The sequence below is a fragment of the Microbacterium ureisolvens genome (assembly GCF_015278315.1).
Taxonomy (GTDB): Bacteria; Actinomycetota; Actinomycetes; order Actinomycetales; family Microbacteriaceae; genus Microbacterium; species Microbacterium ureisolvens.
Genome location: NZ_JADIJE010000011.1, coordinates 152,832 through 176,928 on the forward strand (window position 1 = coordinate 152,832; position 24,097 = coordinate 176,928).

At 71.5% G+C, this 24,097-nt stretch carries 20 protein-coding genes; 12 read left to right on the plus strand and 8 right to left on the minus strand.

The annotated features are described in order from the left end of the window. The first annotated feature begins 16 nt into the window (after window positions 1-16). The 4 genes from IM767_RS16430 (at window position 17) to IM767_RS16445 (ending at window position 6,301) form a co-directional block, all read left to right on the plus strand. A complete protein-coding gene (locus IM767_RS16430; protein ID WP_239453103.1) occupies window positions 17-703 on the plus strand; it encodes a TetR/AcrR family transcriptional regulator in 687 nt (228 codons plus the stop codon). After that, entirely contained in the window at window positions 700-1,515 is an 816-nt protein-coding gene (locus IM767_RS16435) for a hypothetical protein (protein WP_239453101.1), read from the plus strand. The genes IM767_RS16430 and IM767_RS16435 overlap by 4 nt, the downstream gene beginning before the upstream one ends. Further along, a complete protein-coding gene (locus IM767_RS16440; RefSeq protein ID WP_109208768.1) occupies window positions 1,512-3,365 on the plus strand; it encodes a YhgE/Pip domain-containing protein in 1,854 nt (617 codons plus the stop codon). Before IM767_RS16435 ends, IM767_RS16440 begins: the two co-directional genes overlap by 4 nt. A 242-nt stretch (window positions 3,366-3,607) precedes the next feature. Continuing rightward, window positions 3,608-6,301 (plus strand): penicillin acylase family protein, encoded by a 2,694-nt coding sequence (locus IM767_RS16445; RefSeq protein ID WP_109208767.1) that lies wholly within the window; start codon window positions 3,608-3,610, stop codon window positions 6,299-6,301. Here IM767_RS16445 and IM767_RS16450 read toward each other — a convergent pair. The 7 genes from IM767_RS16450 to IM767_RS16480 all read right to left on the minus strand — a co-directional run bounded on the left by IM767_RS16450 (window position 6,193) and on the right by IM767_RS16480 (window position 13,904). Then, window positions 6,193-7,329, minus strand: coding sequence for a hypothetical protein (locus IM767_RS16450; protein ID WP_162564194.1), 1,137 nt, complete (start codon window positions 7,327-7,329; stop codon window positions 6,193-6,195). The genes IM767_RS16445 and IM767_RS16450 overlap by 109 nt on opposite strands. 277 nt (window positions 7,330-7,606) lie before the next feature. Continuing rightward, window positions 7,607-7,963 (minus strand): monovalent cation/H(+) antiporter subunit G, encoded by a 357-nt coding sequence (gene mnhG, locus IM767_RS16455; protein ID WP_109208765.1) that lies wholly within the window; start codon window positions 7,961-7,963, stop codon window positions 7,607-7,609. Then, window positions 7,963-8,229: an MrpF/PhaF family protein gene (locus IM767_RS16460; RefSeq protein ID WP_109208764.1), complete on the minus strand. Its 267-nt coding sequence runs from the start codon at window positions 8,227-8,229 to the stop codon at window positions 7,963-7,965. Before IM767_RS16460 ends, mnhG begins: the two co-directional genes overlap by 1 nt. Next, a complete protein-coding gene (locus tag IM767_RS16465; protein ID WP_109208763.1) occupies window positions 8,226-8,813 on the minus strand; it encodes a Na+/H+ antiporter subunit E in 588 nt (195 codons plus the stop codon). Before IM767_RS16465 ends, IM767_RS16460 begins: the two co-directional genes overlap by 4 nt. After that, entirely contained in the window at window positions 8,810-10,393 is a 1,584-nt protein-coding gene (locus IM767_RS16470; RefSeq protein WP_109208762.1) for a Na+/H+ antiporter subunit D, read from the minus strand. Before IM767_RS16470 ends, IM767_RS16465 begins: the two co-directional genes overlap by 4 nt. Next, window positions 10,390-10,959, minus strand: coding sequence for a Na(+)/H(+) antiporter subunit C (locus IM767_RS16475; RefSeq protein ID WP_109208761.1), 570 nt, complete (start codon window positions 10,957-10,959; stop codon window positions 10,390-10,392). Before IM767_RS16475 ends, IM767_RS16470 begins: the two co-directional genes overlap by 4 nt. Further along, complete coding sequence (locus IM767_RS16480; protein ID WP_109208760.1) at window positions 10,956-13,904, minus strand: Na+/H+ antiporter subunit A; 2,949 nt, start codon at window positions 13,902-13,904, stop codon at window positions 10,956-10,958. The genes IM767_RS16475 and IM767_RS16480 overlap by 4 nt, the downstream gene beginning before the upstream one ends. A gap of 148 nt (window positions 13,905-14,052) precedes the next feature. Here IM767_RS16480 and IM767_RS16485 point away from each other — a divergent pair, with 148 nt between their 5' ends. Then, window positions 14,053-15,618: a hypothetical protein gene (locus tag IM767_RS16485; protein WP_239453100.1), complete on the plus strand. Its 1,566-nt coding sequence runs from the start codon at window positions 14,053-14,055 to the stop codon at window positions 15,616-15,618. 15 nt (window positions 15,619-15,633) lie between these two features. On the opposite strand, the gene IM767_RS16490 is transcribed toward IM767_RS16485, so the two are convergent. Then, on the minus strand, window positions 15,634-16,701 hold the full coding sequence (locus IM767_RS16490; RefSeq protein ID WP_109208758.1) for a LacI family DNA-binding transcriptional regulator: 1,068 nt from the start codon (window positions 16,699-16,701) through the stop codon (window positions 15,634-15,636). 116 nt (window positions 16,702-16,817) lie between these two features. On the opposite strand from IM767_RS16490, the gene IM767_RS16495 reads away from it, so the two are divergent. The 7 genes from IM767_RS16495 to IM767_RS16520 form a co-directional block, all read left to right on the plus strand. After that, the gene (locus IM767_RS16495) at window positions 16,818-18,071 is read left to right on the plus strand and encodes an MFS transporter (protein WP_109208757.1); all 1,254 of its coding nucleotides are present in this window, start codon (window positions 16,818-16,820) and stop codon (window positions 18,069-18,071) included. A gap of 20 nt (window positions 18,072-18,091) precedes the next feature. After that, window positions 18,092-18,787 carry an endonuclease NucS gene (nucS, locus tag IM767_RS16500; protein ID WP_109208756.1) on the plus strand — a complete coding sequence of 232 codons (696 nt, stop codon included), beginning with the start codon at window positions 18,092-18,094 and terminating at the stop codon, window positions 18,785-18,787. A 95-nt stretch (window positions 18,788-18,882) separates the two neighbouring features. Then, window positions 18,883-21,075, plus strand: a complete 2,193-nt coding sequence (locus IM767_RS16505) for a glycosyl hydrolase (protein WP_198426035.1) — start codon at window positions 18,883-18,885, stop codon at window positions 21,073-21,075. A gap of 18 nt (window positions 21,076-21,093) precedes the next feature. Beyond that, on the plus strand, window positions 21,094-21,816 hold the full coding sequence (locus tag IM767_RS20590) for a hypothetical protein (protein WP_198426036.1): 723 nt from the start codon (window positions 21,094-21,096) through the stop codon (window positions 21,814-21,816). A gap of 26 nt (window positions 21,817-21,842) precedes the next feature. Beyond that, complete coding sequence (locus IM767_RS16510) at window positions 21,843-22,361, plus strand: MarR family winged helix-turn-helix transcriptional regulator (RefSeq protein ID WP_109208755.1); 519 nt, start codon at window positions 21,843-21,845, stop codon at window positions 22,359-22,361. A 10-nt stretch (window positions 22,362-22,371) separates the two neighbouring features. Then, window positions 22,372-23,130 carry an HAD hydrolase-like protein gene (locus IM767_RS16515; protein ID WP_109208754.1) on the plus strand — a complete coding sequence of 253 codons (759 nt, stop codon included), beginning with the start codon at window positions 22,372-22,374 and terminating at the stop codon, window positions 23,128-23,130. Further along, on the plus strand, window positions 23,123-24,097 hold a 975-nt coding region (locus tag IM767_RS16520), incomplete at its 3' end, for a coiled-coil domain-containing protein (protein WP_194398911.1). The genes IM767_RS16515 and IM767_RS16520, both read left to right, overlap by 8 nt.

A 24,097-nucleotide genomic window follows, 5' to 3' on the forward strand; every position in this document is an offset into this window, starting at 1 on the left:
TATCTAGCGTGGAGGCATGACCTCCTCGATCGATGCTGCACGCCGTCCTCGACGCGATGCCCTCGAGAACCGGGCCGGCATCCTCGCCGCGGCGTACGTAGCGCTGACGCACGACCCGCGCGCGTCCGTCGACGCCATCGCGCGGCAGGCCGGGCTCTCGCGGCGCGCCCTCTACGGCCACTTCGACGACCGTGACGCCCTGGTCCGCGAGCTCGTCGCGAAGGGCGCCGAGCGATTCAACGCCGTGGCCGCTGCGATCGACGACGTCGACGCGCGCGTCGCGCTCGCGCGCCTGGCCGCGACGCTGTGGAACGAGGCAGCGCACGTGCAGGTGCTCGCCGCGATCGCGCTCGACGAGGCGCACCTCGAGGAGACGGCCGCCGCCCTCGCGCCCCTGCGCCGCACCGTCGTGCGCATCGTCCGCGAGGGACAGGATGCCGACGTGCTGCGCACGGACGTCGCCGCACCGACCCTCGCGCGCCTGGTCGAAGAGACCGCCCGCACCGTGATCACGCGCATGGACGCCTCATCGCCCGAGGCGCGCTCCCTCGCGGTGCGAGCGGTGCTCAGCATCGCGGGCCTGTCGTGGCGCGAGGCCGCGATGCTGCTCGCCGCGCATCCTGAGATCCTGGCTGCGCCGGCCGCGGTCCAGGCGGGAGCCGAGGCCGGAAACGGGACCGCCGCCGAAGCGAACCCCTCGTGAGGGTCGTGCTCGACGCGGTCGGCAAGGGCCGCCGCGAGCACGCGCTGCCTGCCACCTCGACCGTGTTCGAAACCGGGCGCGTCACGCTCGCGGTCGCCGAGACCTCGCAGCGGCCGACGGTGCTCGGCCTCCTCGCCTCGGGCCGCATGCGCCCCGACACCGGCCGCGTTCTGCTCGACGGACGCCGCGGCAGCGCGGACCTTCGCCGCCGTGTGGCCCTCGTCGACGCCCCGGACGTGTCCGAGCCGGAGCCGAACGTCACGCTCGCCGGCGTCACGGCCGAGGAGCTCATGTTCGCCGGCCGTCGCTCCGACCCCATCGCCGTGCGCCGCTGGCTGACGGCGCTGGGCCTCGAGGGCGCGGCATCCGTCCCGATCTCGAACGTCGAGCCCGCCGATCGCGTGCGTGCGCTGTGCGAGCTCGCGGTGCTACGCGCCGGGGTCGAAGGGCTCGTGCTGGTCTCACCTGACCGCCACGGCGGCGATCCCGCGGACTGGTGGGCGATCGCCGAGGACTTCGCCGCGCGCGGCCTCGCCGTGCTCGTGATCGCCGGTCGGGCATCGCGGCCGGCGGCGAGCGCACCTCTTACTCCGGTCGCCGAGCGAGCGAAGCGAGACGAAACGCAGCAGATGACCCCGGTCGTCGAGCGAGCGAAGCGAGACGAAACGCATCGGGCCATGCCTCACGACCGTCGCCGTTCGTCCCGCTCGTTGCTCGTTCGCTCAACGACCGGTGGGGGTGGACGGCCCATGCTGCGCCGGCTCACCGCGCCGACGAAGAGCGCGAAGGGCGCGAAGGGCGGGCGGGCATGAAGGTCCCGCAGATGATCCTCGCCGAGCTCCGACGCCTGACCTCTACGCGCATGTCGCTCATCGCCCTGATCGCACTGATGGCGGTGCCGATCCTCTACGGCGGCCTCTACCTGTGGGCCAACCGCGACCCGTACGGGCAGCTCGACCAGGTGCCTGCCGCGCTCGTGGTCGCCGACACCGGTGCACAGCTCAACGGCGTCGAGCGCAACCTCGGCGAGGAGGTCGCGCAGGAGCTCGTCGACGACGGCTCGTTCGACTGGCGCCTCGCCACCGCAGAAGAGGCCGACGCGGGACTCGACGACGGCGCCTACGACTTCGCCATCGAACTGCCCGCCGACTTCACGGCCTCGGTCGCCTCGCTCACGACGGGCGAACCCCACACCGCCGAGATCGTCCTGCACACGAGCGACGCCAACAACTACCTCGCCTCGACGATCGGCACGCAGGCGGTCGAGCGCATCCAGACCACGATCACCGAGAAGGTGGTGGCCGAGGCGGGTCTCACGATGCTCGACGCCCTCGACACGATCAGGGTTCAGCTGACGGATGCCGCGACCGGCGCCTCGCAGCTCACCGACGGCCTCGCCGAGGCCGGTGCCGGAGCGTCGCAGCTGTCGGACGGCGTGACCCAGCTCGCCGATGGCACCGCGGCGCTCCGCGACGGCGCCGCGCAGCTCGCGGACGGTGCCGGACAGGTCTCGGACGGCGCCGCCCAGGTGGCGGACGGCACCGCGCAGCTCGACGCGATCGCCGACCGGATCGGTGCGGCCTCGGCGGCGGTGGACTCCACCCTTCCGCAGGTGCGCGGCGACATCGCGGCGAAGCTCTCCACGGCCGGCCTCGACCAGGCGCAGATCGACGACGTGCTCGCCGCGCTCGACCCCGTCGGCGACCGCCTCAGCGCCGTCGACGACCGCGTGCAGGGAGCCGTCGCCGAGGTCGATCGCCTGAACGCCGGCGCGCAGCAGGTGTCGGCGGGTGCGGCATCCGTCGCCGCCGGCTCCGCCACCCTCTCCTCCGGCACGGCGACCGCCGCCGAGGGCGCGTCTCAGCTCCGCGACGGCGCCGCGGCCCTCGGCGATGGCCTGACCCGCCTCGAGGACGGCGCGGGTCAGCTGCGAGACGGGCTCGCCGACGGCGCCGCCCAGCTCCCCTCCTACGACGCCGCCACCAGGCAGGCGCAGGCCGACACCCTGGCGGCACCGGTCGCGATCGAGCGCTCGTCGCTCACCCAGGCGCAGAACTACGGTGCGGGCCTCGCACCCTTCTTCGCGGCCCTCGCCGGCTGGATCGGCATCTACGCGCTGTTCCTGATCGTCAAGCCGGTCTCGAAGCGCGCGGTGACGGCGCTGCACTCACCCCTTCGCATCACCCTGGCGGGCTGGGCGACGCCGGCCCTCCTCGGCGGCGTGCAGATGCTCGGCCTCTTCGGCGTGCTCGCGCTCGCACTCGGCTTCTCGTTCGCCCACCCGCTCGCGACCCTCGGGATCCTCCTGTTGGCCAGCGCAACCTACGCCGCGATCGTGCTCGCCCTCAACGTGTGGCTCGGCTCGGTCGGGCAGTTCCTCGGCCTCGTGCTGATGGTGCTGCAGCTGGTGACGGCCGGCGGCACGTTCCCGTGGCAGACGCTGCCGACGCCCCTCGCGGCGCTTCATCACGTGCTCCCGATGGGCTACGTCGTCGACGCGATGCGGCAGGTGATGTACGGCGGCAACGCCGACCGCGTGTGGCTCGACCTGGCCGTGCTCGGCGCCTGGCTCGTGGGTGCCGGAGTGATCGCCGCGATCGGCGTCACCCGCATGACCCACTTCCGCACGCTCCGCGACCTGCAGCCGAGCGTCATCGGGTAGCGGCCCCGCCGAGGGACCCGGGTGGCGGACACGGCGGAGGGACGGATGCCGCGGCCCGCGGCATCCGTCTGCAGTCCTCACAAGGGGCCGATCGCACGGCGAAAAGCGAACAGGATTCGGCCGCGGCCGGTGGTCGGGGTTACGATGCGGAAAGGTGCGCGTGCCACCCGAACGCGCGCGGCACCGAGTTCCGCGGTGCACGGCACCGCGTATCCCCCGAACCCCGCCCGGAAAGCCCTTCAATGTCGAAGCCCCAGCCCTCGCCCTACGCCGTCGACGACAGTGCACCTCGTCGATCCGTGGGACGGAAGATCGGCATCACGCTGTTCAGCATCCTCGCGGTCGTCGTCGCGCTCGCCCTCGTCGCGGTCGGCTTCGTGACCTGGACCGTGCAGCGGTCGTTTCCGCAGCTGAGCGGTGAGGTGAAGACAAGTGGTCTCGACGCCGAGGTGACGGTGCAGCGCGATGCGCTCGGCATCCCGACCATCACCGCCGACTCATCGCACGACCTGTTCTTCGCGCAGGGATACGTGCACGCGCAGGACCGTTTCTGGGAGATGGACTTCCGCCGGCACGTCACCAGCGGACGACTCTCGGAGCTGTTCGGCGAGTCGCAGCTCGGTACCGACCAGTTCCTGCGGACTCTCGGGTGGCACGACATCGCACAGCAGGAGGTCGACACCCTCGACGAGACCGAGCGCGCCTACTACGACGCGTACGCCGATGGGGTCAACGCGTACCTCGCCGACCACCAGGGTGCCGACGCGTCGTTCGAGTACGCCGTGCTGGGACTGCAGAACGCCGACTACGAGATCGAGCCGTGGACCCCCGCCGACTCGGTCGCGTGGCTGAAGGCGATGGCCTGGGATCTGCGCAGCAACATCGAGAGCGAGACCGAGCGCGCCGTGATCGCGCCGGAGTTCACCGAGGCCCAGATCGACCAGCTCTATCCGGGCTACCCCTACGACCGCAATCCCGTGATCGTGCCGAAGATCTCGGCGGTGCCGGCGGTCGGCACGGCACCCGACCTCCCCGCCGAGGAGGCCGCAGCCGGCGACGGCTCGGCGGAGGGCGACGGCGGCGACGCGGCAGGCGCTCCGGCGAGCGGTGGCGAGGCCGCGGGCGGTACGGCGGATGCCGCGACCGCCGCGATCGAGTGGTCCGAGGTCAGCAGCGTCATCGAGGCCGTCGGCGAGCTCGTCGGCGACGCCGGCGAGGGCATCGGCTCGAACTCGTGGGTGCTGTCGGGCAGCGTCACCGACACCGGGATGCCGCTCCTCGCGAACGACCCGCACCTGGGCGCGTCGCTGCCGAGCGTCTGGCACCAGATCCAGCTCAAATGCTCCACCGTCAGCGAAGAGTGCCCGTTCGACGTCGCGGGCTTCTCGTTCTCGGGCCTGCCCGGGGTGATCATCGGCCACAACGCGCGGGTCGCGTGGGGCTTCACCAACCTCACCACCGACGTCACCGACCTGTACCTCGAGAAGATCGACGGCGACTCCTACTGGTACGACGGCGCGCTGGTGCCGCTGGAGACGCGCACCGAGACGTTCAAGGTCGCCGGAGGCGACGACGTCACGATCGACGTGCACACGACGGCGAACGGGCCGATCGTGTCGGGACTGACCGAGGACTTCACGGCGATCGCCGAGGCTCCGTACACGGGCACCGACGGAACGGTGACCGCCCCTCCCGCGGACGCCCCGCAGGGCGAGTACGCGGTGAGTCTGCGCTGGACCGCGCTGCAGCCCGGGACCACGGCATCCGCCATCTTCGCCCTCAACACCGCCAAGGACTTCGACGATTTCCGCGGCGCCGCGGCGCTGTTCGACGTGCCGGCCCAGAACCTCATCTACGCCGACGTGGACGGCAACATCGGCTATCAGACGCCGGGCAAGCTGCCCATCCGCGGAGCGGGCGACGGGTCGATGCCGCAGCCCGGCTGGGACTCGACGTACGGGTGGCAGGGGTACATCCCGTTCGAGGAGCTCCCGGTGTCGTACAACCCCACCGAGGGTTACATCGTGACCGCGAACAACGCCATCGTCGGCCAGGACTACGCGAACTTCCTCACGAGCGACTGGGACTACGGCTGGCGCGCCGCGCGCATCGACGAGCTCATCCAGCGGGCGATCGCCAAGGGGCCCGTCACCGCCGACGACCTCAACGCGATCCTGGCCGACGACTACTCCTTCGTCGGCATGCGCCTGACGGCCGCCTACGCCGAGATCACCACGGGCGACGACGAGACGGATGCCGCGCTGGCGCTTCTGCAGGAGTGGGACGCTCAGAACGAGGCCGATTCGGCCGCCGCGGCCTACGCGAACGTGCTGTGGGACACCCTGGCCGAGAACGTGTTCGTCGACGGTCGCGAGAACCCCGCGCCGCTGAGCGGTCAGGGTCGCCTGTTCCTGGTGCTGGACGCCCTGCTCGACGACGAGACCTCCACCTGGTGGACCAACGACGAGCTCGGCGTGTCCGGCATGACCGACATGCTCAAGCGGTCGGCGATCGATGCCTACGAGCGCGTCGTCGACGAGCAGGGCGACAACCCCTCGCGGTGGAACTGGGGAAGCCTCCACGCGCTGCCGCTGGTCAACGACACCTTCGGCACGTCGGGGATCAAGCCGATCGAATGGCTGTTCAACCGCGGCCCGTTCCCGGTGGGCGGCGGCTCGTCGGTCGTGAACGCGACCGGGTGGGACCTCGGCTCCAGCTTCTCGACGGTCACGGTGCCCTCGATGCGCATGATCATCGACCTGTCGGACTTCGACGCCTCGCGCTGGAACCAGCTCACCGGCCAGAGCGGCCACGCCTTCCACACGAACTACATCGACCAGGTGGAGTCGTGGCAGAAGGTCGAGCTCACGCCGTGGGCCTTCACCCCCGACGCGGTGGACGCCGCGACCACCGACACCCTGGTGCTGATGCCCTGACCCGCTTCGTCTCGAAACGCGGGGCCCCGGTCGCCGAGCGCGCGCGAACTGCGCACCGAGCGCCGGCTTCGGGGCATTCCGTGCGCGCTCGGCCCGTCTCCTGGGCGTGAGAGCGCGCGACGGACGCGCAGGCTCACCGCTCGCATCCCCGCCGGCGTCAGGTCGGCGCCACCGAGCATGATGACTCGGTAGCCGGCGTCTTCGAACAGCTGGACCCGTTGGAGGTCCTTGAGCCACGTCTCGCGATCCGAGCGGTGCACGTCTCCGAGATACTCGAGGAGCACGCGCTCCTCGACATAGCCCAGATCCGGATGCCGCACCCCGATCCGCGTCCGGATCGCGGGCTGCACCGTCGGCTCGGGCAGTCCGGCGTCCACGAGCCCCAGTCGTACGAAGCTCTCGGGCGGCGAGTCCACGGGTGACCTCACGTGCTCGAGAGCCCACCGAACATCCCTCGCCCCTCGCCGGCTTCCATGAGCGTGCACCGCCTGAGCGAGCTCGGCGGCAGACGCGAGCGGACGAGTGCGGCCGTACTGCGTGCGGGTTCCCGAGATGAGGAAGTCGCCGATCGCCACCAGCCATCGGCGGCCGAGACGCCCGCCCCGATCGTGCGTCATCGTCGCCAGGAGAACCCACGTGTCGGCCGGCGATGTGACGGGAAGGCCGTCCGCGATCCTGATCTCGAGGTCAGTCGCCCGACGCCACCCGATCACCCGGGGCCGACGGATCTCGGCACGACCCGGTGTGAGCACGTGCAGCTCGTCGCTCAGCCATGAGGGCAGGGGCATGTTCCACAGCCGGGCGGCCGTGCTGTGGCTGAATGCGGCCCCCTCCGGCAGGACCGTTCGCAGCGCCGCACACTCGTCGATCAGTCCGCCGTCGATCCTTCCGGACGAGCCGACGACCCGGACCCCGTGGAACGGCCGCTCGAACGACCTCCCCCGCATCCGGCCGTAGGACAGCCCGGCGGCGCGTCCTTCGGTGATGGTGAAGGGGATGCCGTCCATCCACGGCGGGGTAAGCGTCACAGCGGAATCCTCGCCCGGCGCTCGCCGGCCCGCCGCCCCCATCCCGCCGTCTGTGGACAGGCGGATCCTCCGGGCCCTTGGGGAGGAGCCCCGGTCCTCCCCTCCCCAAAGCGCACGAACTGCGCGCCGAACCGCGATTCTGCAGCACTCCGCGCGCTCTCGTCGGGAGCGGGTACTCGGGCGCGAGCCCCTTCGACCGAAAGCGCACGAACGGCGCCCCGAACCGGGATTCGGCAGCAGTCTGCGCGCTCTCGGCTGAGGTGGCGGGGGGCGGAGCTCAGCCGCCGGCGGCGGGCGGGGTGCGCTTGGACTCGGCGAGCTCGTCCACGTGGAGGCCGGTCTCGTCGATCGTGCCGTTGCGGTAGGCCTGCCGCCCGACCATGTGCGCCGAGAGCGGCGCGGTCGCCAGCTGGATGAGCACGACGGGCACGAGGAAGGCGACCACCGGCCACGACCGCAGCGACAGCGCCACCGCGAGGCAGATGAGGATCAGCCCCAGCACCTGCGGCTTCGTGGCGGCGTGCAGGCGCGTCGGCACGTCGCGGAAGCGCAGCACGCCGATCGCCGCAGTGAGGCACAGCAGCGCGCCGATCAGGATGAGGATCAGTGCGGCGAGGTCGAGGGCGGCGTCCATCAGCTGTCCTGGTCCCTTCTCGCCACGAATCGCGCGATCGAGATCGACCCGAACACGCCCACGGCGGCGATGATCAGCAGCACGGGCAGCGTCCGGGTGTGCTGGTTGATCGCCATCTCGGCGCCGAGCACGCACATCACCTCGGTGAGGAGGACATCGGATGCCACGGCCCGGTCGAGGATGGACGGCCCGATGACGATCCGCCACAGGGTCAGGAGCGCGGCCACCGCGAACACGACGTAGATCACCACCAGCAGCGTGTTCATCGCACACCTCCTCGAGTCGCGGCATCCGTCCGGATCGCCTGCACCTGGCCGCGCGAGCCGACGGCGCGAACGATCCTGCTCTCCCAGTGGTGCACGCTCGCCCGCTGCTTGTCCACGTCGGCGTCGTCGCGCACGCCGATGACGTGGAGGTACAGGATCCTGCGGTCCCGGTCGGTGTCGACGATGAGCGAACCGGGGATGAGGGAGCAGGTGACGGCGACGTGCGCCATGATCAGGTCGTCGTCGGTCCGCAGCTGTACAGCGATGATCGCCGCTCCCGGCTGCCGGCGGAAGTCCAGCACCTGCCACGCGACCGTGAGCGAGCCCTGCACCACGGAGACGAGGAACTCCAGGATGAACACAAGGCCCCACCACAGGTTGACCCGGCCCGACAGCTCGACCGGCGGCAGGCGGAACACGCGGGTCACGATGAGCGCCGCGACCAGGCCCGTGAGGAACGCGAGCCACGTGAACTGCCCCCACAGCAGCATCCACAGGGCGATCAGCCACACGAAGAACGGCAGCTGTCGCCACGCCGTCACGAACGCCCGGCGCAGCCAGCTCTGCGGCAGGTCCGGGCTCACGGCGTCTTCTCCGTTCCCGCGGCGTCCTCTTCGAGCTGCGTGAGCGACACCGGCTGCAGCAGGGCCTCGCCGATGCGCGTGCACACGTCGTAGAGCGGACCGGCGAAGACCGTGAGCGCGACGGTGATCGCCACCATGCCCGTGGTCGCCGCGGTCATGATCTTGGGGATGACGCGGCGCTCGGTTTCGATGCCGGCGGCGGGCGCGGCCCCGAGGTACGAGATGCGCGCCTCGGTCTCGGCCGAGTCCTCGTCCTCGCGCCAGAACGACAGGTTCCACGCGCGCATGAGCGCGTACAGGGTGAGGAGGCTGGTCAGGATGCCGCCGACCATGAGCACCATCATGATCGGCGTGCCGACCTGCGCCGCCGCATCGAACAGCGCGAACTTGCCGATGAAGCCCGAGAAGGGCGGCAGACCGCCGAGGTTGATCGCGGGGATGAAGTACAGCACGGCGATCACCGGTGCCGCCTTCATCAGGCCCTTGACCCGCAGGATCGACGTCGAGCCGGCGTCGCGCTCGACGAGTCCCACCGCGAGGAAGAGCGTGGTCTGCACCACGATGTGGTGGACCATGTAATAGATGGTCGCGCCGATCGCCGCGGGGGTGGCGATCGCCAGCCCGAAGATCATGTAGCCGATGTGGCTCACGAGCGTGAACGACAGGATGCGCTTGAGCTCGGCCTGCGCGACGGCACCGAGCACGCCGACGATCATCGTCGCGAGCGCCACCCACAGCAGCAGCTGGTTCACGTCGTTGTCGAGGAACAGCTCGGTCTCGGTGCGGATGATCGCGTAGACGCCCACCTTGGTCAGCAGGCCCGCGAAGACCGCCGTGACCGGTGCGGGCGCGGTCGGGTACGAGTCGGGCAGCCAGAACGACAGCGGGAAGACCGCCGCCTTGATGCTGAACGCGAGCAGCAGCATCAGATGCAGGATCAGCTGCGTCTCCTGCGGCAGCTCGCCCATGCGCTCGGAGATCTGCACCATGTTCACCGTGCCGAGCGCGCCGTAGATCATGGCGATCGCCGCGAGGAAGAGGATCGACGAGACGAGCGACACGACGATGTAGACCACGCCGGTGCGGATGCGCGATTCGGTCGAGCCGAGCGTGATGAGCACGTACGACGCGACGAGCAGGATCTCGAAGCCGACGTAGAGATTGAAGAGGTCGCCCGCGATGAACGCGTTGAAGATGCCCGCGCCGAGGATCAGGTACGACGGGTGGAAGATCGAGACCGGGGTGTCGTCGTCGCCGTCGGCCGCGCCCTGCCCGACGGAGAACAGGAGGACCGCGAGCAGCACGATGCTCGAGACCACGACGAGGAGCGCCGCGAGCCGGTCGACGTAGAGCACGATGCCGAAGGGGATCGGCCAGCCGCCGACCGAGACGGCGATCGGCTTGTCGCCGACGTCGACGACGTAGAGCAGGATGGCGGCGATCACGGTGACGGCGCTGAGCGTCACCACCGACACGACGACCTGCGTCTTTCGGTGGCGACCGGCGATGAGGGCGATCGCTGCGCCGAGCAGCGGCAGCGTCACCAGCAGCGGCACGAGCACGGGGGCGATCTCGATCATTCTTCGTCACCCCCCGTCGTGTCCCGGTCGCGATCGGACCGGTCGCGCTGGTCGGGTCGGTCCACCGGCGCGTCGTCGCGGAGGCCGGCGAAGTCGCGGGCACCCAGGATCATGATGGGCGCGGTGTCGGTGCCCACGAAGTCGGTGGTCGCGTCGTCGTCGGCGTCTTCGATCTCGGTCTCCTCGTCCATCGCCTCCTCGGCCGCGGCAGAGCGCTCGCGCACCTCCAGGTCGGCCACGTCGTCGGCGACGGTGTCGGCCTGGCCGAGCTGCCACGACCGGTAGATGAGGGCCAGGAGGAACGCCGAGACGGCGAACGTGATGACGATCGCGGTGAGCGTGAGGGCCTGCGGCAGCGGGTCCGACATCTCGTCGACGGATGCCGCGGCCCCGAAGAACGGCGCCACGCCGGGCTCGCCCATCACGATGAGCAGCAGGAGGTTGGCCGCATTCCCGAGAAGCAGGAAGCCGATGAGCACGCGGGTGAGGCTGCGCTCGAGCATGGCGTAGACGCCGCACGCGAAGAGCACGGCCATGACGATGATGAGGACGAGCGAGACGTTCACGAGATGCTCACCCCCTGGCCGGAGCCCTGCCCCTGACTCTCTCGAAGGGCCTGCGCCTGGCGGTCGACCTCGGCGCCGAGGCTGCGCAGCACGTCGAGCACGAGTCCGATGACGACGAGGTACACGCCGACGTCGAACAGCGTCGAGGTGACGAACTCGACGTGGCCGAGGACGGGCAGGGTCGCCTCGAAGTACGTGCTCGTCAGCGGGGCGGCGCCGAAGAACAGCGGCACGATCGCACAGGCGACGGCGATGGCCATGCCGGTGCCGAGCAGGCGGCCGGCGTCGGTGGGAGCGGCGGCGCCGAGCTCGTAGCGGCCGCCGGCGACATAGCGCATCACCAGCGCCATGCCGGCCACGAGCCCGCCCGCGAAACCGCCGCCGGGCAGGTTATGGCCGGCGAACAGCAGGTACAGCGACACGATGATGATCGTGTGGAACAGGATCCGCACGATCACCTCGAGCATGATCGAGCGGTTCTCCGGCCGGACGCGCTGGCCGCCGACGAGCCACGCCATGCGGCCGCCGTCGGCACCGCGCGGCTTGACGCCCTCGGCCGTCTCGACGAGGGGTCGCCGTGTGCGCACGGCCGCCGAGGGCAGCGGGGCGATCGAACGGGAGAGCGTGTCGGCGCGATGGGTGACGAAGACGAGGGATGCCACGCCCGTCGCCGCGAGGATCAGCACCGAGAGCTCGCCCATCGTGTCCCAGCCGCGCAGGTCCACCAGGGCCACGTTGACGACGTTCTTGCCGTGCCCCAGCTGATAGGCGAGGTCGGGGAACGCGTCGGAGATCGGCTCCTCGACCCGCGCGCTGGTGGCCACGATCGCGACGAGCGCCATGGTGATGCCGACGGCGGCGCCGAGTACCGCGCGCGCCACCGGCCACACCGACGCGTTGTGCTCGCCCATGCGCGAGGGGATCCGCCGCAGCACGAGGGCGAAGGCCACGAGAGTCACGGTCTCGACGAGGATCTGCGTGAGTGCGAGGTCGGGGGCGCCGCTGGTGGCGAAGAGCAGCACCATGCCGAGGCCCGTCGCCGACACGAGCACGACCCCGGTGTAGCGCTTGCGCGCCCGGATCGCGATGAGGCCGGCGGCGATCATGATCGGCGCGACGAACAGCTGCGTGGGGGTCTGGTAGGCGTCGAGCTTGGCGACCCAGTCGTCGCTCGCGATGAGCGCCGTCGCCTCGGCGGCCACGAACACCACGAAGATCGTGCCGACGTACACCGGCAGCGACCCGCGCTGGGTGAGGCTCGTCGTCAGCACCGACAGGCGCGCCACGACGCGGAGCGTGCCGTTGTACGCCTCGGCCGCGGTGAAGGGCAGCAGGCGCCGCGCCGGCCGCCATCCGCGCGTCAGCCAGAAGACGAATGCACCGACGACGATGGTCGCGAGCGAGATCCACAGCGCCGGCACGAAGCCGTGCCAGAGCGCCAGGTGCGCGGGGTGCTCGGCGGGCGTGACGCCGGGGGTCGCCAGTGGCGCCTGGTCGGCGTACGGCGTGAAGACCTTGTCGAGCCACGGCGTGGCGAACCCGGCGATCACGGTGAGCGAGGCCAGCACGATCGGGGCGACGAGGAACCCTAGCGGAGGATCGGGCCATTCCGTTTCGGGAATACGGTCACCCGCGGCGTCGCGCTTCGTCCAGAACGCCCCCCAGAGGAAGCGGATGCCGTAGCCCGCGGTGAGCACCGAGCCCAGCACGATCCCCGCCAGCGCCACGATCCCCCACACCGCGCCGCCCTCGGCCTCGTGCAGCAGCGCCGTGAGGACGCCTTCCTTGGCCACGAAGCCGATCGTCGGGATGATGCCGACCATCGATGCGACCGCGATCGCGGAGAACGTCGCCAACAGCGGCGCCTGCCGGCCGACGCCCGACAGCTCCGTCAGGTCGCGTGTCGACAGCTGGCGGTCGATGACGCCGACCACGAGGAACAGCGCGGACTTGAAGAGCGCGTGGCTGAGGAGCAGCGCGAGACCCGCCAGCCCGGCATCCCGCGTTCCGTAGCCGAGCACGACGGTCAGCATGCCGAGCTGGCTGACCGTGCCGAACGCGAGCACGCGCTTGAGGTCGGTCTCGCGCAGCGCCTGGAAGCCGCCCAGCAGCATCGTGAACACACCGAGCGCCACGACGATCGGCCGCCAGGTCGGCGCGATCGCGAAGACGGGAGCCAGGCGCGCGATGAGGTAGATGCCGGCCTTCACCATCGCCGCGGCGTGGAGGTAGGCGCTCACCGGAGTCGGCGCCGCCATGGCGCCCGGGAGCCAGAAGTGGAAGGGGAAGATCGCGGACTTGCTGAGTGCTCCGACGAGGATCAGCACGAGCGCCACGTCGACGACGGTGCCCGTGGGCGCCTCGGCGAGGATCGTCGAGATGCTGGAGGCGCCGGCGTCGACGACCAGCAGCACGACCCCGATCAGCATCACCAGGCCGCCGAGCGTCGTCACCAGGAGCGCCTGCAGGGCCGCACGACGGCTGGCCGCGCGCTTGTTGTAGTAGCCGATGAGGAGGTACGACAGCACGCTCGTGACCTCCCAGAACATCACGAGCACGACGAGGTCGTCGGTGAGCACCAGGCCGTACATCGCGCCGGCGAACGCGAGCAGCACGGCCGCGAACTGTCCGAGATTGTCTTTCTTGCCGCGGAAGTACCAGCGGCAGTAGATCATCACGAGCGCGCCGACGCCCGTCACGACGAGCGTCATGAGCCACGCGAGGGTGTCCATCCGCATCGAGAGGTCGATGCCGAGGGGCGGGATCCAGGCGTATGACTCGAACGGAATGTCGCCGGAGAGCACCGCCGGGGTCAGCACGGCCGCGTGGACGAAGCCGGCGATCGGCAGGACCGCGGCGACGTAGAACGCGCCAGGGCCGATGCGGGCGACGAGCCACGGCAGGAGGACCGGCAGAACTGCGAACGCGCCGAGGACGAGGAGCATTCGGGCCTCCTCGTGGTCGTCGGTCGGCGCACGTCGTCGGAGGACAGCGCAGAGCCAAGGCGATCGGGGTGTCCGGTCCATCCTATCGGGCGCAACGGCTGCTCCTGCCCGAAACGGCATACGCGGGCTCGCGTGGGAGAGTGAGGGGGTGGCCGAACAGAGCCCGTGGAGGGTCGTCGGAGAGTCCGGGTTGCCGCGCTGGGCCCGCGAGCTGCTCGGCGCGCTGACGGCGATCGCCATCGGAATCGCGACGGCCGCCGCAGTGGCGTCCTCGCCGCGATCGGAGCTGCTGTTCCGCGACGCCGACTCACTCGTCACGACGCTCATCGTCCGGTCTCTGGGGCTCGGGCAGCCGCAGGACTGGGCGCTGTCGTCGGTGCTGTTCCTCCCCGAGACCGCGGTGCTCGCGGTGCTGAGTCTGCTCGGCCTCGGCATCGGCGGCACGCTCGCCCTCGCGGGAGTGGTGAACGTCGTGGCGCTGTACGGCGCACTGCGAGTGTCGGCCGGTTCGCCGGGTCATGCACGCGCACCGATCGCCGGCGCGCTTTTCGCGCTCGGGGGATTCGCGGTGCTCGCCGCGACCGAGCGGTCTCCCTCGCGCGACGCTCTCGAGCTCGCATCGCTGCTGACCACGACCACCTACTACAGCGCCACGGTCGTCGGCGCGGTGCTGGCCGTCGGCCTCGCGCGGCGCGGGCTCGACCGCACGCGTCCTGTTGCGCCCTGGCCGGCGGTGGTGGGACTCGGTCTGGTGGCCGCGGCATCCGTCCTCACCAACCCGCTGTTCGCCGTGTGGGCGACGGTGCCGATCGGACTCGTGCTGGCGGTGATCGCCGTGAGACGGCGAGCGGCGCTCTGGCTGCTCGCCGGACTCGTCGCGGGCTCGCTCCTGGGCTTCGCGGGACGGATGCCGCTCAGCCACCTCATCGCGAACACCGGCGCGGGCTACTTCGACCCGTCGCAGGCGCCCGCGTCGGTCGAGTACTACGGGGCGCTCCTCGCCGAGCGATGGAGCGCGCCGTGGGGCGCGGCATCCGTCATCGCCGTCGTGGTGCTGTGGGGCTGGAGCGTCGCGGCATCCGTCCTTCTCGCCCGCCGCCGCGAGCTCGGTGCGACGCTCGTCGCGGCGTGCGGCTGGGTGATGCCGCTCCTCGTGGTGGTCGGAGCCCTCGTAGCGGGCACGCACGCGGCCCGCTACCTGCAGCCTGCGGTGTTCGCGCCGCTGCTCGGGCTCGTGGTGCTTCCCATGCTCGTGGCCCGGCCGCGGCCGGCCGCCGGGCGCGTCGCCGGCCCCGTGCTCGCGGTGGGAGCGACGGCGGCGGCGCTCGCACTCGCGCTGGGGATCGGGATGCCGCGGCTCGCGGCCGCCGCGCACACGCCGGACGCAGACCGGGAGTGCGTCGTCGACTGGGTCGAGCAGTCGGGGCGCACCGGCGCCGGACAGTTCTGGACGGTGCGGCTGCCGAAGACGCACCTGGACGACCCGCGCGCTCTCGTGCAGGTGGACCACCGGCTGCGCGGCTATGCGTGGCTCGTGAATCGCGACGACTTCGCGGTCGGCGAGGTGTCGTTCCTCGTGCTCGACGGGCAGTCCGCCGCGTTCGACCTGCCGGGAGATGCGTCAGTCGAGGATGCCGAGCTCATCGCCTGCGGCCGCTACACGATCGCGGACTTCGGCTCGCAGACGTTGCCGATCGGACCCCTGCGGTCGTGACCGGAGGGGGCGGGGTCAGGCCTCGGCCGGCGCCGGACCCGTCGTGTTGCCCTCGCGGAAGGTGCAGGTGAAGCGGATCGAGGCGGCGGGTGCGCCCTCGAGCATCGCCGCGACGGCGGCACCGGCGGCGCGCCCCTTGTCGGTGGCCGGCTGCACCAGCGTGGTGAGCTCGTAGGGCGCGAGGCCGTCCACCACGATGCCGTCGAAGCCGGTGACGCTGACGTCGTCGGGCACTCGCAGACCTGCCTCCTCGGCGGCGCGGATCACCCCCGCGGCGAGCAGATCGCTCTGAGCGATGACGGCGGTCGGCCGCCGCTCGGGGTCGGCGAAGATCTCGCGACCGGCGAGGAAGCCCTCGTCGATGAAGCTGCCGGCGGCGGCGAAGGTGGCGGCATCGGGGAAGACGTCGAGCGCTCCGGCCAGGCGTTCGCGCGTCACGTCGACGGCGATCGCGGTGTCATCGTGCACCCAGCCGCGCTGCCAGCCCGCACGCGCCGGCAGGGCGACGACGGCGACGCGGCGGTGGCCGAGCGCGCGCAGGTGGCTCGCGGCCTGGCGCTGGGCCTCGCGGTTGTCCAGTCCGATGCGCGGCACGTCACCACCGGCATCGCCCTCGATGACGACCACCGGGATGCCGCGGGCCTTGACGGTCTCGAGCGACTCGCGCAGGAGGCCGCTGCAGCCGATGAGCACGGCGGCGTCCAGCGGTGCGGTGGTGAGGGAGGGCCCGCTGCCGGTCGGCTCGTGATCGCGCAGCAGCAGGAGCCCGGCACCGAGGGGCGTGACGGCGTCGGCGAGACCGTCCATCATCAGGGTCTTCACCGGATCGAGGAAGGCGGTGCCGAGGTGCTCCTCGAACACGACGCCCACGATCCCCGAGCGGCCGCGCCGCAGCGACGCAGCGCGTGGGTCGGGACCGGTGTATCCGAGGGCGGCCGCCGCGTCGAGCACCCGTCGGCGGGTCGCGTCGGAGACGGGGGTCTTGCCACTGAAGACGACCGACGCCGTCGACGGAGAGACGCCGGCCTCGCGGGCGACGTCCGAGATCGTGGCGCGGCGGGCGCCGGTGTCGTGACGGCTCATGTCGTGGGCTGTGCTCGTTTCGTGACGACTCTGGTCGTGAGCCGATCGTAGCCCGTCGCGGAATCGGTGGTCGAATCGATTCGAGCATCTCCGAATCGATTCGGTACCATGTGCGGATGGATACCGCGCTCACCCGGAAGCAGCTGGTCGCCTGGCGCACCGCGATCTTCGCGATCTTCTTCGTCACGGGCCTGGGCTTCGCCTCGTGGGCGTCGCGGCTGCCCGCGGTCAAGAACGACCTCGGCATCAACGACCTGCAGATCGGCATCCTGCTGTTCGTCTCGGGCGCGGCCTCGATCGTCGGGCTCTCGCTCGCGAACGTCATCGTCGTGCGATGGGGCGCCCGGCGGGGCATGGTCGCCACGATCATCACGTTCTCGGTGGGCGTCCTGGTGGTCGGGCTGGGCGTGCAGCTCCTGGAGTCGTACGCGGTGACCGCCGTCGGCCTCGGGCTCATGGGCATCGGCATGGCGGCCACCGACGTGATGATGAACGTCGAGGCGGCCGCGGTCGAGCAGGCCTTCGAGCGCACGCTCATGCCGCTGTTCCACGCGTTCTTCAGCATCGGCACCGTCGTCGGGGCCGGCATCGGGGTCGCCATGGCGGCCTGGCAGATCGGCGTCTTCTGGCATCTCGGTGCGATCGGCGTGCTCGTGCTCGCCGCCGGCCTGCTGGCGCTGCGGCTCGTGCCCTCGCGCGAGATCGTGCACGACGACCCCGCCACCACGACCAGCCGGCGCCAGCGCGTCGCGGAGGCGCTGGCGGTGTGGCGCGACCCGCGCACGTACGCCATCGGCGCGATCATGCTCGGCATGGCGTTCGCCGAAGGCAGCGCCAACGACTGGCTCACGATCGCGATGGTCGACGGCCACGCCCAGACCGAGGCCGTCGGCGCCGTCGCCCTCACGGTGTTCTCGGTCGCGATGACGGTGTTCCGCATCCTCGGCGGACCGCTCGTGGACCGCATCGGCCGCGTCTGGACGCTCCGGATCCTGGCCGCCGCGGCGGCGGTCGGTCTGGTGCTGTTCATCCTCGCGCCGTCGCTGCCCATCGCCTTCATCGGCGTCGCGCTGTGGGGCGCGGGCGCGTCGCTGGGCTTCCCCCTGGGCATGTCGGCAGCTGCCGACGATCCCGCCAAGGCCGCGGCATCCGTCTCGGCCGCCGCCACGATCGGCTACCTCGCGTTCCTCTGCGGCCCGCCGATCCTCGGCTGGATCAGCCACCAGATCGGGATCCTCCCGACGCTCTGGATCATCGTCGGCCTCATCGTGATGTCGGGGCTGGCCTCCGGCGCGGCCAAGCCCATCGCCGGCTCGCAGGTGGGCGTCGGCCACCCGCACCGCGAGCGCACCACCGGCTCGGCGGGCTGAGTCGGGGCTAGGCTCTTCGGGTGCGTCTCGTCATCGCCCGCTGCTCCGTCGACTACTCCGGGCGGCTCAACGCCCACCTGCCGCTGGCGACCCGGCTGCTGGTGCACAAGGGCGACGGGTCGCTGCTGGTGCACTCCGACGGGGGCTCGTACAAGCCGCTCAACTGGATGAGCCCGCCGTGCCGCCTCGATGTCGAGCTCCCCGACGACGAGTCCGCGGCCGCGGGCGTGCTCGAGCACTGGCGCGTGACGCACGCGAAGACGGGCGACGCGCTGCTCGTGCGCATCTACGAGGTGCTGCACGACACCTCGCACGAGCTCGGCATCGACCCGGGTCTGCAGAAGGACGGCGTCGAGGCCGACCTGCAGCGCCTCCTCGCCGAACAGGTCGACGTCATCGGCGACGGGCTGACGCTGGTGCGCCGCGAGTACCCGACAGCGATCGGGCCCGTCGACCTGCTGCTGCGCGACCCCGCCGGGGGAACGATCGCCGTCGAGGTGAAGCGTCGCGGCGACATCGACGGCGTCGAGCAGCTCACCCGCTACCTCGACCTCCTCGCTCGCGACCCCCACCTCGCTCCGGTGACCGGCGTGTTCGCGGCCCAGGAGATCAAACCCCAGGCGAAGGTGCTCGCCGCGGACCGCGGCATCCGCTGCGTCACGCTCGACTACGAGGGCATGAAGGGCATCGAGTCCGGCGCACCGCGCCTGTTCTGACCCGTCGGCTCACCCGCGCGCGGGTCTTGTGTCGTGTCGCCGGGACAGTACATACTGTCGCGAAGACAGTTCTTCTGTAGAACGGATGCCGCGCAATGACGCTCGACGACTTCCGGCGCGAGATCGCCCACCCTTCGATCGAATTCCGCCCCGAGCTGCGGTGGTGGCTCGCGGAGGGCCTCCACAGCGACGCCACCCTCCGGCGCGAGATCGCCGACGCGCACCGCCTCGGCTTCGGCGGCATGGAGTTCCTCGCCATGGACGAAGGGGCGATCGACCACGCCCGCTACGGCTGGGGCTCGGAGGAGTGGGTGCACGACTCGCAGGTGGTGGTCGAGGAGACCACCCGCCGCGGCATGTCGGTGAGCTTCACGTCGGGCACGAACTGGTCGAACGCGAACCTCCCCACCATCGATCCCGACCAGCGTGCCGCCGCGCAGGAGCTGGACGTCGCGCGCGAGACGCTCGCCGGCGGCGCGTCTCGCCGAGGAGCGCTCCCCCGCATCGACTTCGACGCGCCGATCGCCGAGACCACGCTGCCCGGTCACCGCGGCCGGATCACGGCGCAGCACCTGGTCGCGGTCGTCGCGGCCCGCGTTGCGGGCGACGGACTGCTCGATGCGGCGTCCGTGATCGACCTCACGTCGCACGTCCGCGACGAGGCCCTCGACTGGACCGCGCCGGACGGCGACGGCGAATGGCACCTGTTCTCGTACTGGATGCACGGCACGGGGCAGACGGCCTCGCCGTCGGCGAGCGTCAACTACACGGTCAACTACCTCGACCGCGACGGCGTCGGCGCCGTCATCGCCTACTGGGACGACGTCGTGCTCACGCCGGCGCTCCGCGAGGAGATCGCCCGCAACCCGCGTGCGCAGATGTACATGGACTCCCTCGAGCTGTCGACCTACGGCGCGGGCGGACTTTTCTGGGGCTTCACCGTGGCCGACGAGTTCCGCGCCCGGCGCGGCTACGACCTCGTGCCGTGGCTGCCGTTCCTCACCCGCGACGTGCCGTTCATGGCCGTGTCGACCGTCTACCACCACGAGCCCGCTGACCAGGCCGATCGCGTGACCGTCGACAAGGTGCGGTACGACTACGCCCGCACGCTCACCGACCTCTACATCGAGAACATGCTGCGCCCCTTCGCCGCGTTCCTCCACGAGGTCGGCCTGACGCTGCGCGCCGAGATCAGCTACGGTCTGCCGTTCGAGCTCACACGTCCCGGTCCCGAGGTCGACGGCATCGAGACCGAGTCCCTCGAGTTCGGCTCGCAGATCGACGCCTACCGCCTGATGGCCGGGCCCGCGCACCTCTTCGGCAAGCAGTACTCGTCGGAGACAGGCGCCACGACGCGCAACCACATGCTCGACCACCGCTTCTACGACCAGATCATCGCGACGCAGCTCGCCGCGGGCATTACGAAGACGGTGCTGCACGGCTGGGCGAGTCCCGCCGGTGCGGAGGGCGTGACCGAGTGGCCGGGCCACGAGGGCATGTGGTCGATGTTCTCGGAGCGGTTCGACACCCGTCAGCCGGGCTCGGAGTTCTACCCGCTGTGGACGGCCGCGATCGGGCGCCTGCAGTACGCGCTGCGGCACGGCCGACCGCGCATCGACGTCGGCATCCTCCGCACCGACCACTTCACCGACAACCTCATCGGTGTGAGCCTGACCGGCCCCGACGGCGAGCGCATCCCCGACGAGGTCGCCTACGGCACCATGTGGATGCGCGATCGCGAGAACCACTGGTGGCAGGACCTCGGCATGCAGGACGCCGGCATCACCTACGAGTTTCTCGACGGAGCGCTGCTGCTGCGCGACGACGTCTCGTTCGACGGCGACGAGGTGCAGCCGGGCGGGCCGGGCTACCGGGCGCTCGTGGTCTACCAGGGCACCCTCGACGCCGACGTCGCGGCGCGCCTCCGCGGGTGGGTCGAGCGTGGCTTGCCCCTCGTGATCGTCGACGGCGCGCGCGAGCTCGAGTCGCTCCGCGACGGGCGCCATCGCACGCACGAGCACGCGGCATCGGCCACTCCCGGACTCGACGGACGAGACGACGAGCTCCGCACGATCATGGCGGACCTCCGACGGATGCCGGGCGTCCGCGTCGCCGCTCCCTCCGGCGTCGTCGCGGCCCTCGACGAGCTCGGCGCGGGCGGACGCGCGCGCTTCGAGGCCGACGACACCCACGTGCTCACCCACCTGCGCGACGGCGACGACCTCACGGTCCTGTATGCGTACCACTTCCTCTATGAGACGACCGAGCCGACCACCGTGCGCGTGTAGCTCGAGGGCACCGGCGCAGTGCACCGGCTCGACCCGTCGACCGGTGCGCTGCGTCCGCACCGCGGCGTGCGCAGCGACGGCGATCGCACGGTCGTCGAGCTGACGCTCGCGCCCGGCGAGATTGCCGTCATGGTGCTGGATCGGACGACGGATGCCGCGGACGCGGCGCCCGCGGTGTTCACCGAGGTCGTCCGCGCCGACGCCTGGCGGCTGGTCGTCGAGAGCTGGGACGCGGGCGAGCCCGAGGTGCTGGCGGAGGACCGCGGCTTGGGATACGTCTCGCGCGAGGTCCGGCCGAGGACGGCGATCACGCGCCGCGACGCCGGCGAGGTGGCACTCGCGCCGTGGTCCGAGATCTCGGCCGTCGGCCCCGACGTCTCCGGGGTCGGCGAGTACACCGCCACGCTGTCGGTCGGCGCTGTCGAACCGAACGCCCGGTACCTGCTCGATCTCGGCTCGACCGGCGGCGGCCTCGGCTCGGTGCGCGTCGGCGACGGCCCCGAGCGGGGTTTCGACACCGCGCACCCGGTCGTCGACGTGAGTGCCGACCTCCGTGCCGGTGACAACCCCGTCGTGGTGCGCGTCTCGAGCTCGCTGAACAACCGGCTCCGCGCCCGCGGCTACTATGAGCGCGTCGCCGACATCGTGGCGCGGGACGTCGGCGGCGAGGAGCGCACGCAGCACGCGGTCGTCCGCGAGTACGGTCTCCTCGGGCCGGTTCGCCTGCTGCGCGAAGAGTGACGACGGGGTGAGAGGACGAGAGCGCGATGGCCAGAGGTGACGTCGACGCCGACCCCTCCGCAGACCTGCGTCCGGTCATCGGCGACGACCCGCTCGACCTGCGGCTGTCGCTCGCGTCGATCGTGCACTGGGCCGACAGCACCGCGCTCCGCCGCGACGTGATGGCGAAGGTGGCCTTCCCTGTCGACGACATGGGCATGTTCCTCGTCGTGAATCAGCTCTCCTACAACGGGGCCATGCGGCCGGTCGAGCTCTCCCTGGCGCTCGGCATGACGCCCACGAACATGAGCAAGATCGTCGGGCGCCTCGTGCACGCGGGGCTCGTCGTGCGCGTCGCCGCCCCCGGCGACGATCGCGGTGTGCTCGTGGCCCTGACGGCGGCGGGGCGCTCCATCGGCGAGCGCATCATGGCCGCCGCCGAGGCGAATCTCCGCGATCTGCTGGCCGACTGGTCGGTCGGCGAGGTCGACCAGCTCCGCCGCATGATGGCGCGGCTGGCCCGCGTGCACCGCTCCGTCTCGGAGCGGCGGGCCGCCTCCGCATAGGCTGGTGCCCATGCCCCGACCCCCGCGGACCCCCTCGCGATGGACCTGCGTGCTGTGGGACGTGGACGGCACGCTCGTCGACGCGTCCGACGGCATCCTGCGCCGCCTCACGATCTGCCTCGAGCACTTCGGCAAGCGCCCGCCCACCCGCGCCGAGCTCGTGCACTGGATCGGCCCGCCGATGTACGAGTCGTTCCAGGTGAACGTCGGCATGAGCCCGGAGCAGGCGACCGAGGCCGTCGCGTTCTACCGCGGTCTCAACAAGATCGACGGCTACTCGACGGGCGCCAAGCTCTTCCCCGGGATGGGTGAGCTCGTGACGGATGTCGCGGCCGCCGGCATTCCGCAGGCCACGGCGAGCTCGAAGCCCGAGGTGCAGGTCGTGGCACTCATGGACCACTTCGACCTCTCGACCTCGCTCACGGCGATCGTCGGTGCGACGGCCGACGAGAAGACGCTGAGCGCCAAGGCCGACATCGTCGCCGAGGCGCTGCGCCGCCTCGCGGCGGCCGGCGTCGACACGAGCCGCCCCGTGCTCGTGGGCGACCGGCACCACGACGTCGAGGGCGGCGCCGTGCACGGCGTGCCGGTGATCTTCGTACGGTGGGGCTTCAGCTGGCCGCACGAGGCCGAGGGCGCGCAGGCGGTCGTCGACGACGTCGATCAGCTCCGTGCGCTGCTGCTGATGGACCAGTCGAGCGCACCGGGTGCGACGGCGGCCCACGAGGCGGTCGCCGCGGCCGAGGCCGTCGGGTCTGTGGATGCCTGACCTCGTCGCCACGATCCTGGGGTGGGTGGTTCCCGCTCTGGTCGTGTTCGGCGTCACGGCGATCGCGATCGCCGCGCTGGTCTGGGCGGTGCGGCGGGCACGCCGGTCACCCCGCGCGCGGGCGGCGGCCGAGCAGGCCCGCGCCCACGCCGGAGCGACGCTGGTGCGCCTGGACGACGAGGTCGCCGAGCTCGAACTCGAGGTCGGCCTGTCGGGCGCGCTCTACGGCGGGGACGCGCCGGCATCGCTGCGGCGGGCGCGCCTGGCGGCCCAGCACACGCGCGACGATGCGTTCGAGGAGTACCGCGCGATCGGCGATCCCGGGGTGGCGCCCGCCGACGTGCGGCGCGTGGCTGCGCGCATCGAACGTCGCTCCTCCGAGGCGCTGGCACTCGTCGCCGCAGCGCGCAGCGAGCACGGCACGTGGGTGCGCCAGCACGTCTCGGCCGCCGCGCAAGTGGACGCCGCCCAACGCCGGCTCGCTGAGCTCCGCGGCGCGATGGGCGACCCGGCGGCCCTGGTCGCCGACCTCTCGTCGCGCTTCGCCGAGGACGAATGGCGCGAGGCGTCGCGCTCGGCGCGCGCCGCCCTGTCGGAGGCCGCTGAGGCCGGGCGTCACCTGGACGCCGCCGCCGCCCGCGCGGGCGACCCGTCACTCAGCGCGCTGCCCGACCTCGCGGCCGGCGAACGGGCGCTCCGGCAGGCGGAATCCGACGCGCGCAACCTCGAGGAGACGCACCGCCTGGTGCTGCAGGCCGCGCATGCCGTTCCCGAAGAGATCGCCGCGGCCCGCACCGCGCTGCGCCAGGCGTCCGTCACGCGCGAGCACCTCGACCCGGCCGAGGCCGACCGGCTCGGCGCCGAGCTCCACGCCGTCGAGGCGGAGCTGAACCGCATCGAGACGGATGCCGCGCGCCACCCCACTCGCACGGTCGAGGCGATCGCGCGCCTGCGCGGACGACTCGAC

Coding starts and splice junctions, on each gene's coding strand:
- IM767_RS16490 (WP_109208758.1), bottom strand. CDS start 16,701: ATGAGCCGTCACGACACCGGCGCCCGCCGCGCCACGATCTCGGACGTC.
- IM767_RS16460 (WP_109208764.1), bottom strand. CDS start 8,229: ATGAACACGCTGCTGGTGGTGATCTACGTCGTGTTCGCGGTGGCCGCG.
- IM767_RS16430 (WP_239453103.1), top strand. CDS start 17: ATGACCTCCTCGATCGATGCTGCACGCCGTCCTCGACGCGATGCCCTC.
- IM767_RS16440 (WP_109208768.1), top strand. CDS start 1,512: ATGAAGGTCCCGCAGATGATCCTCGCCGAGCTCCGACGCCTGACCTCT.
- IM767_RS16480 (WP_109208760.1), bottom strand. CDS start 13,904: ATGCTCCTCGTCCTCGGCGCGTTCGCAGTTCTGCCGGTCCTCCTGCCG.
- IM767_RS16495 (WP_109208757.1), top strand. CDS start 16,818: ATGGATACCGCGCTCACCCGGAAGCAGCTGGTCGCCTGGCGCACCGCG.
- IM767_RS16510 (WP_109208755.1), top strand. CDS start 21,843: ATGGCCAGAGGTGACGTCGACGCCGACCCCTCCGCAGACCTGCGTCCG.
- IM767_RS16505 (WP_198426035.1), top strand. CDS start 18,883: ATGACGCTCGACGACTTCCGGCGCGAGATCGCCCACCCTTCGATCGAA.
- IM767_RS16515 (WP_109208754.1), top strand. CDS start 22,372: ATGCCCCGACCCCCGCGGACCCCCTCGCGATGGACCTGCGTGCTGTGG.
- mnhG (WP_109208765.1), bottom strand. CDS start 7,963: ATGGACGCCGCCCTCGACCTCGCCGCACTGATCCTCATCCTGATCGGC.
- IM767_RS16445 (WP_109208767.1), top strand. CDS start 3,608: ATGTCGAAGCCCCAGCCCTCGCCCTACGCCGTCGACGACAGTGCACCT.
- IM767_RS16470 (WP_109208762.1), bottom strand. CDS start 10,393: ATGATCGAGATCGCCCCCGTGCTCGTGCCGCTGCTGGTGACGCTGCCG.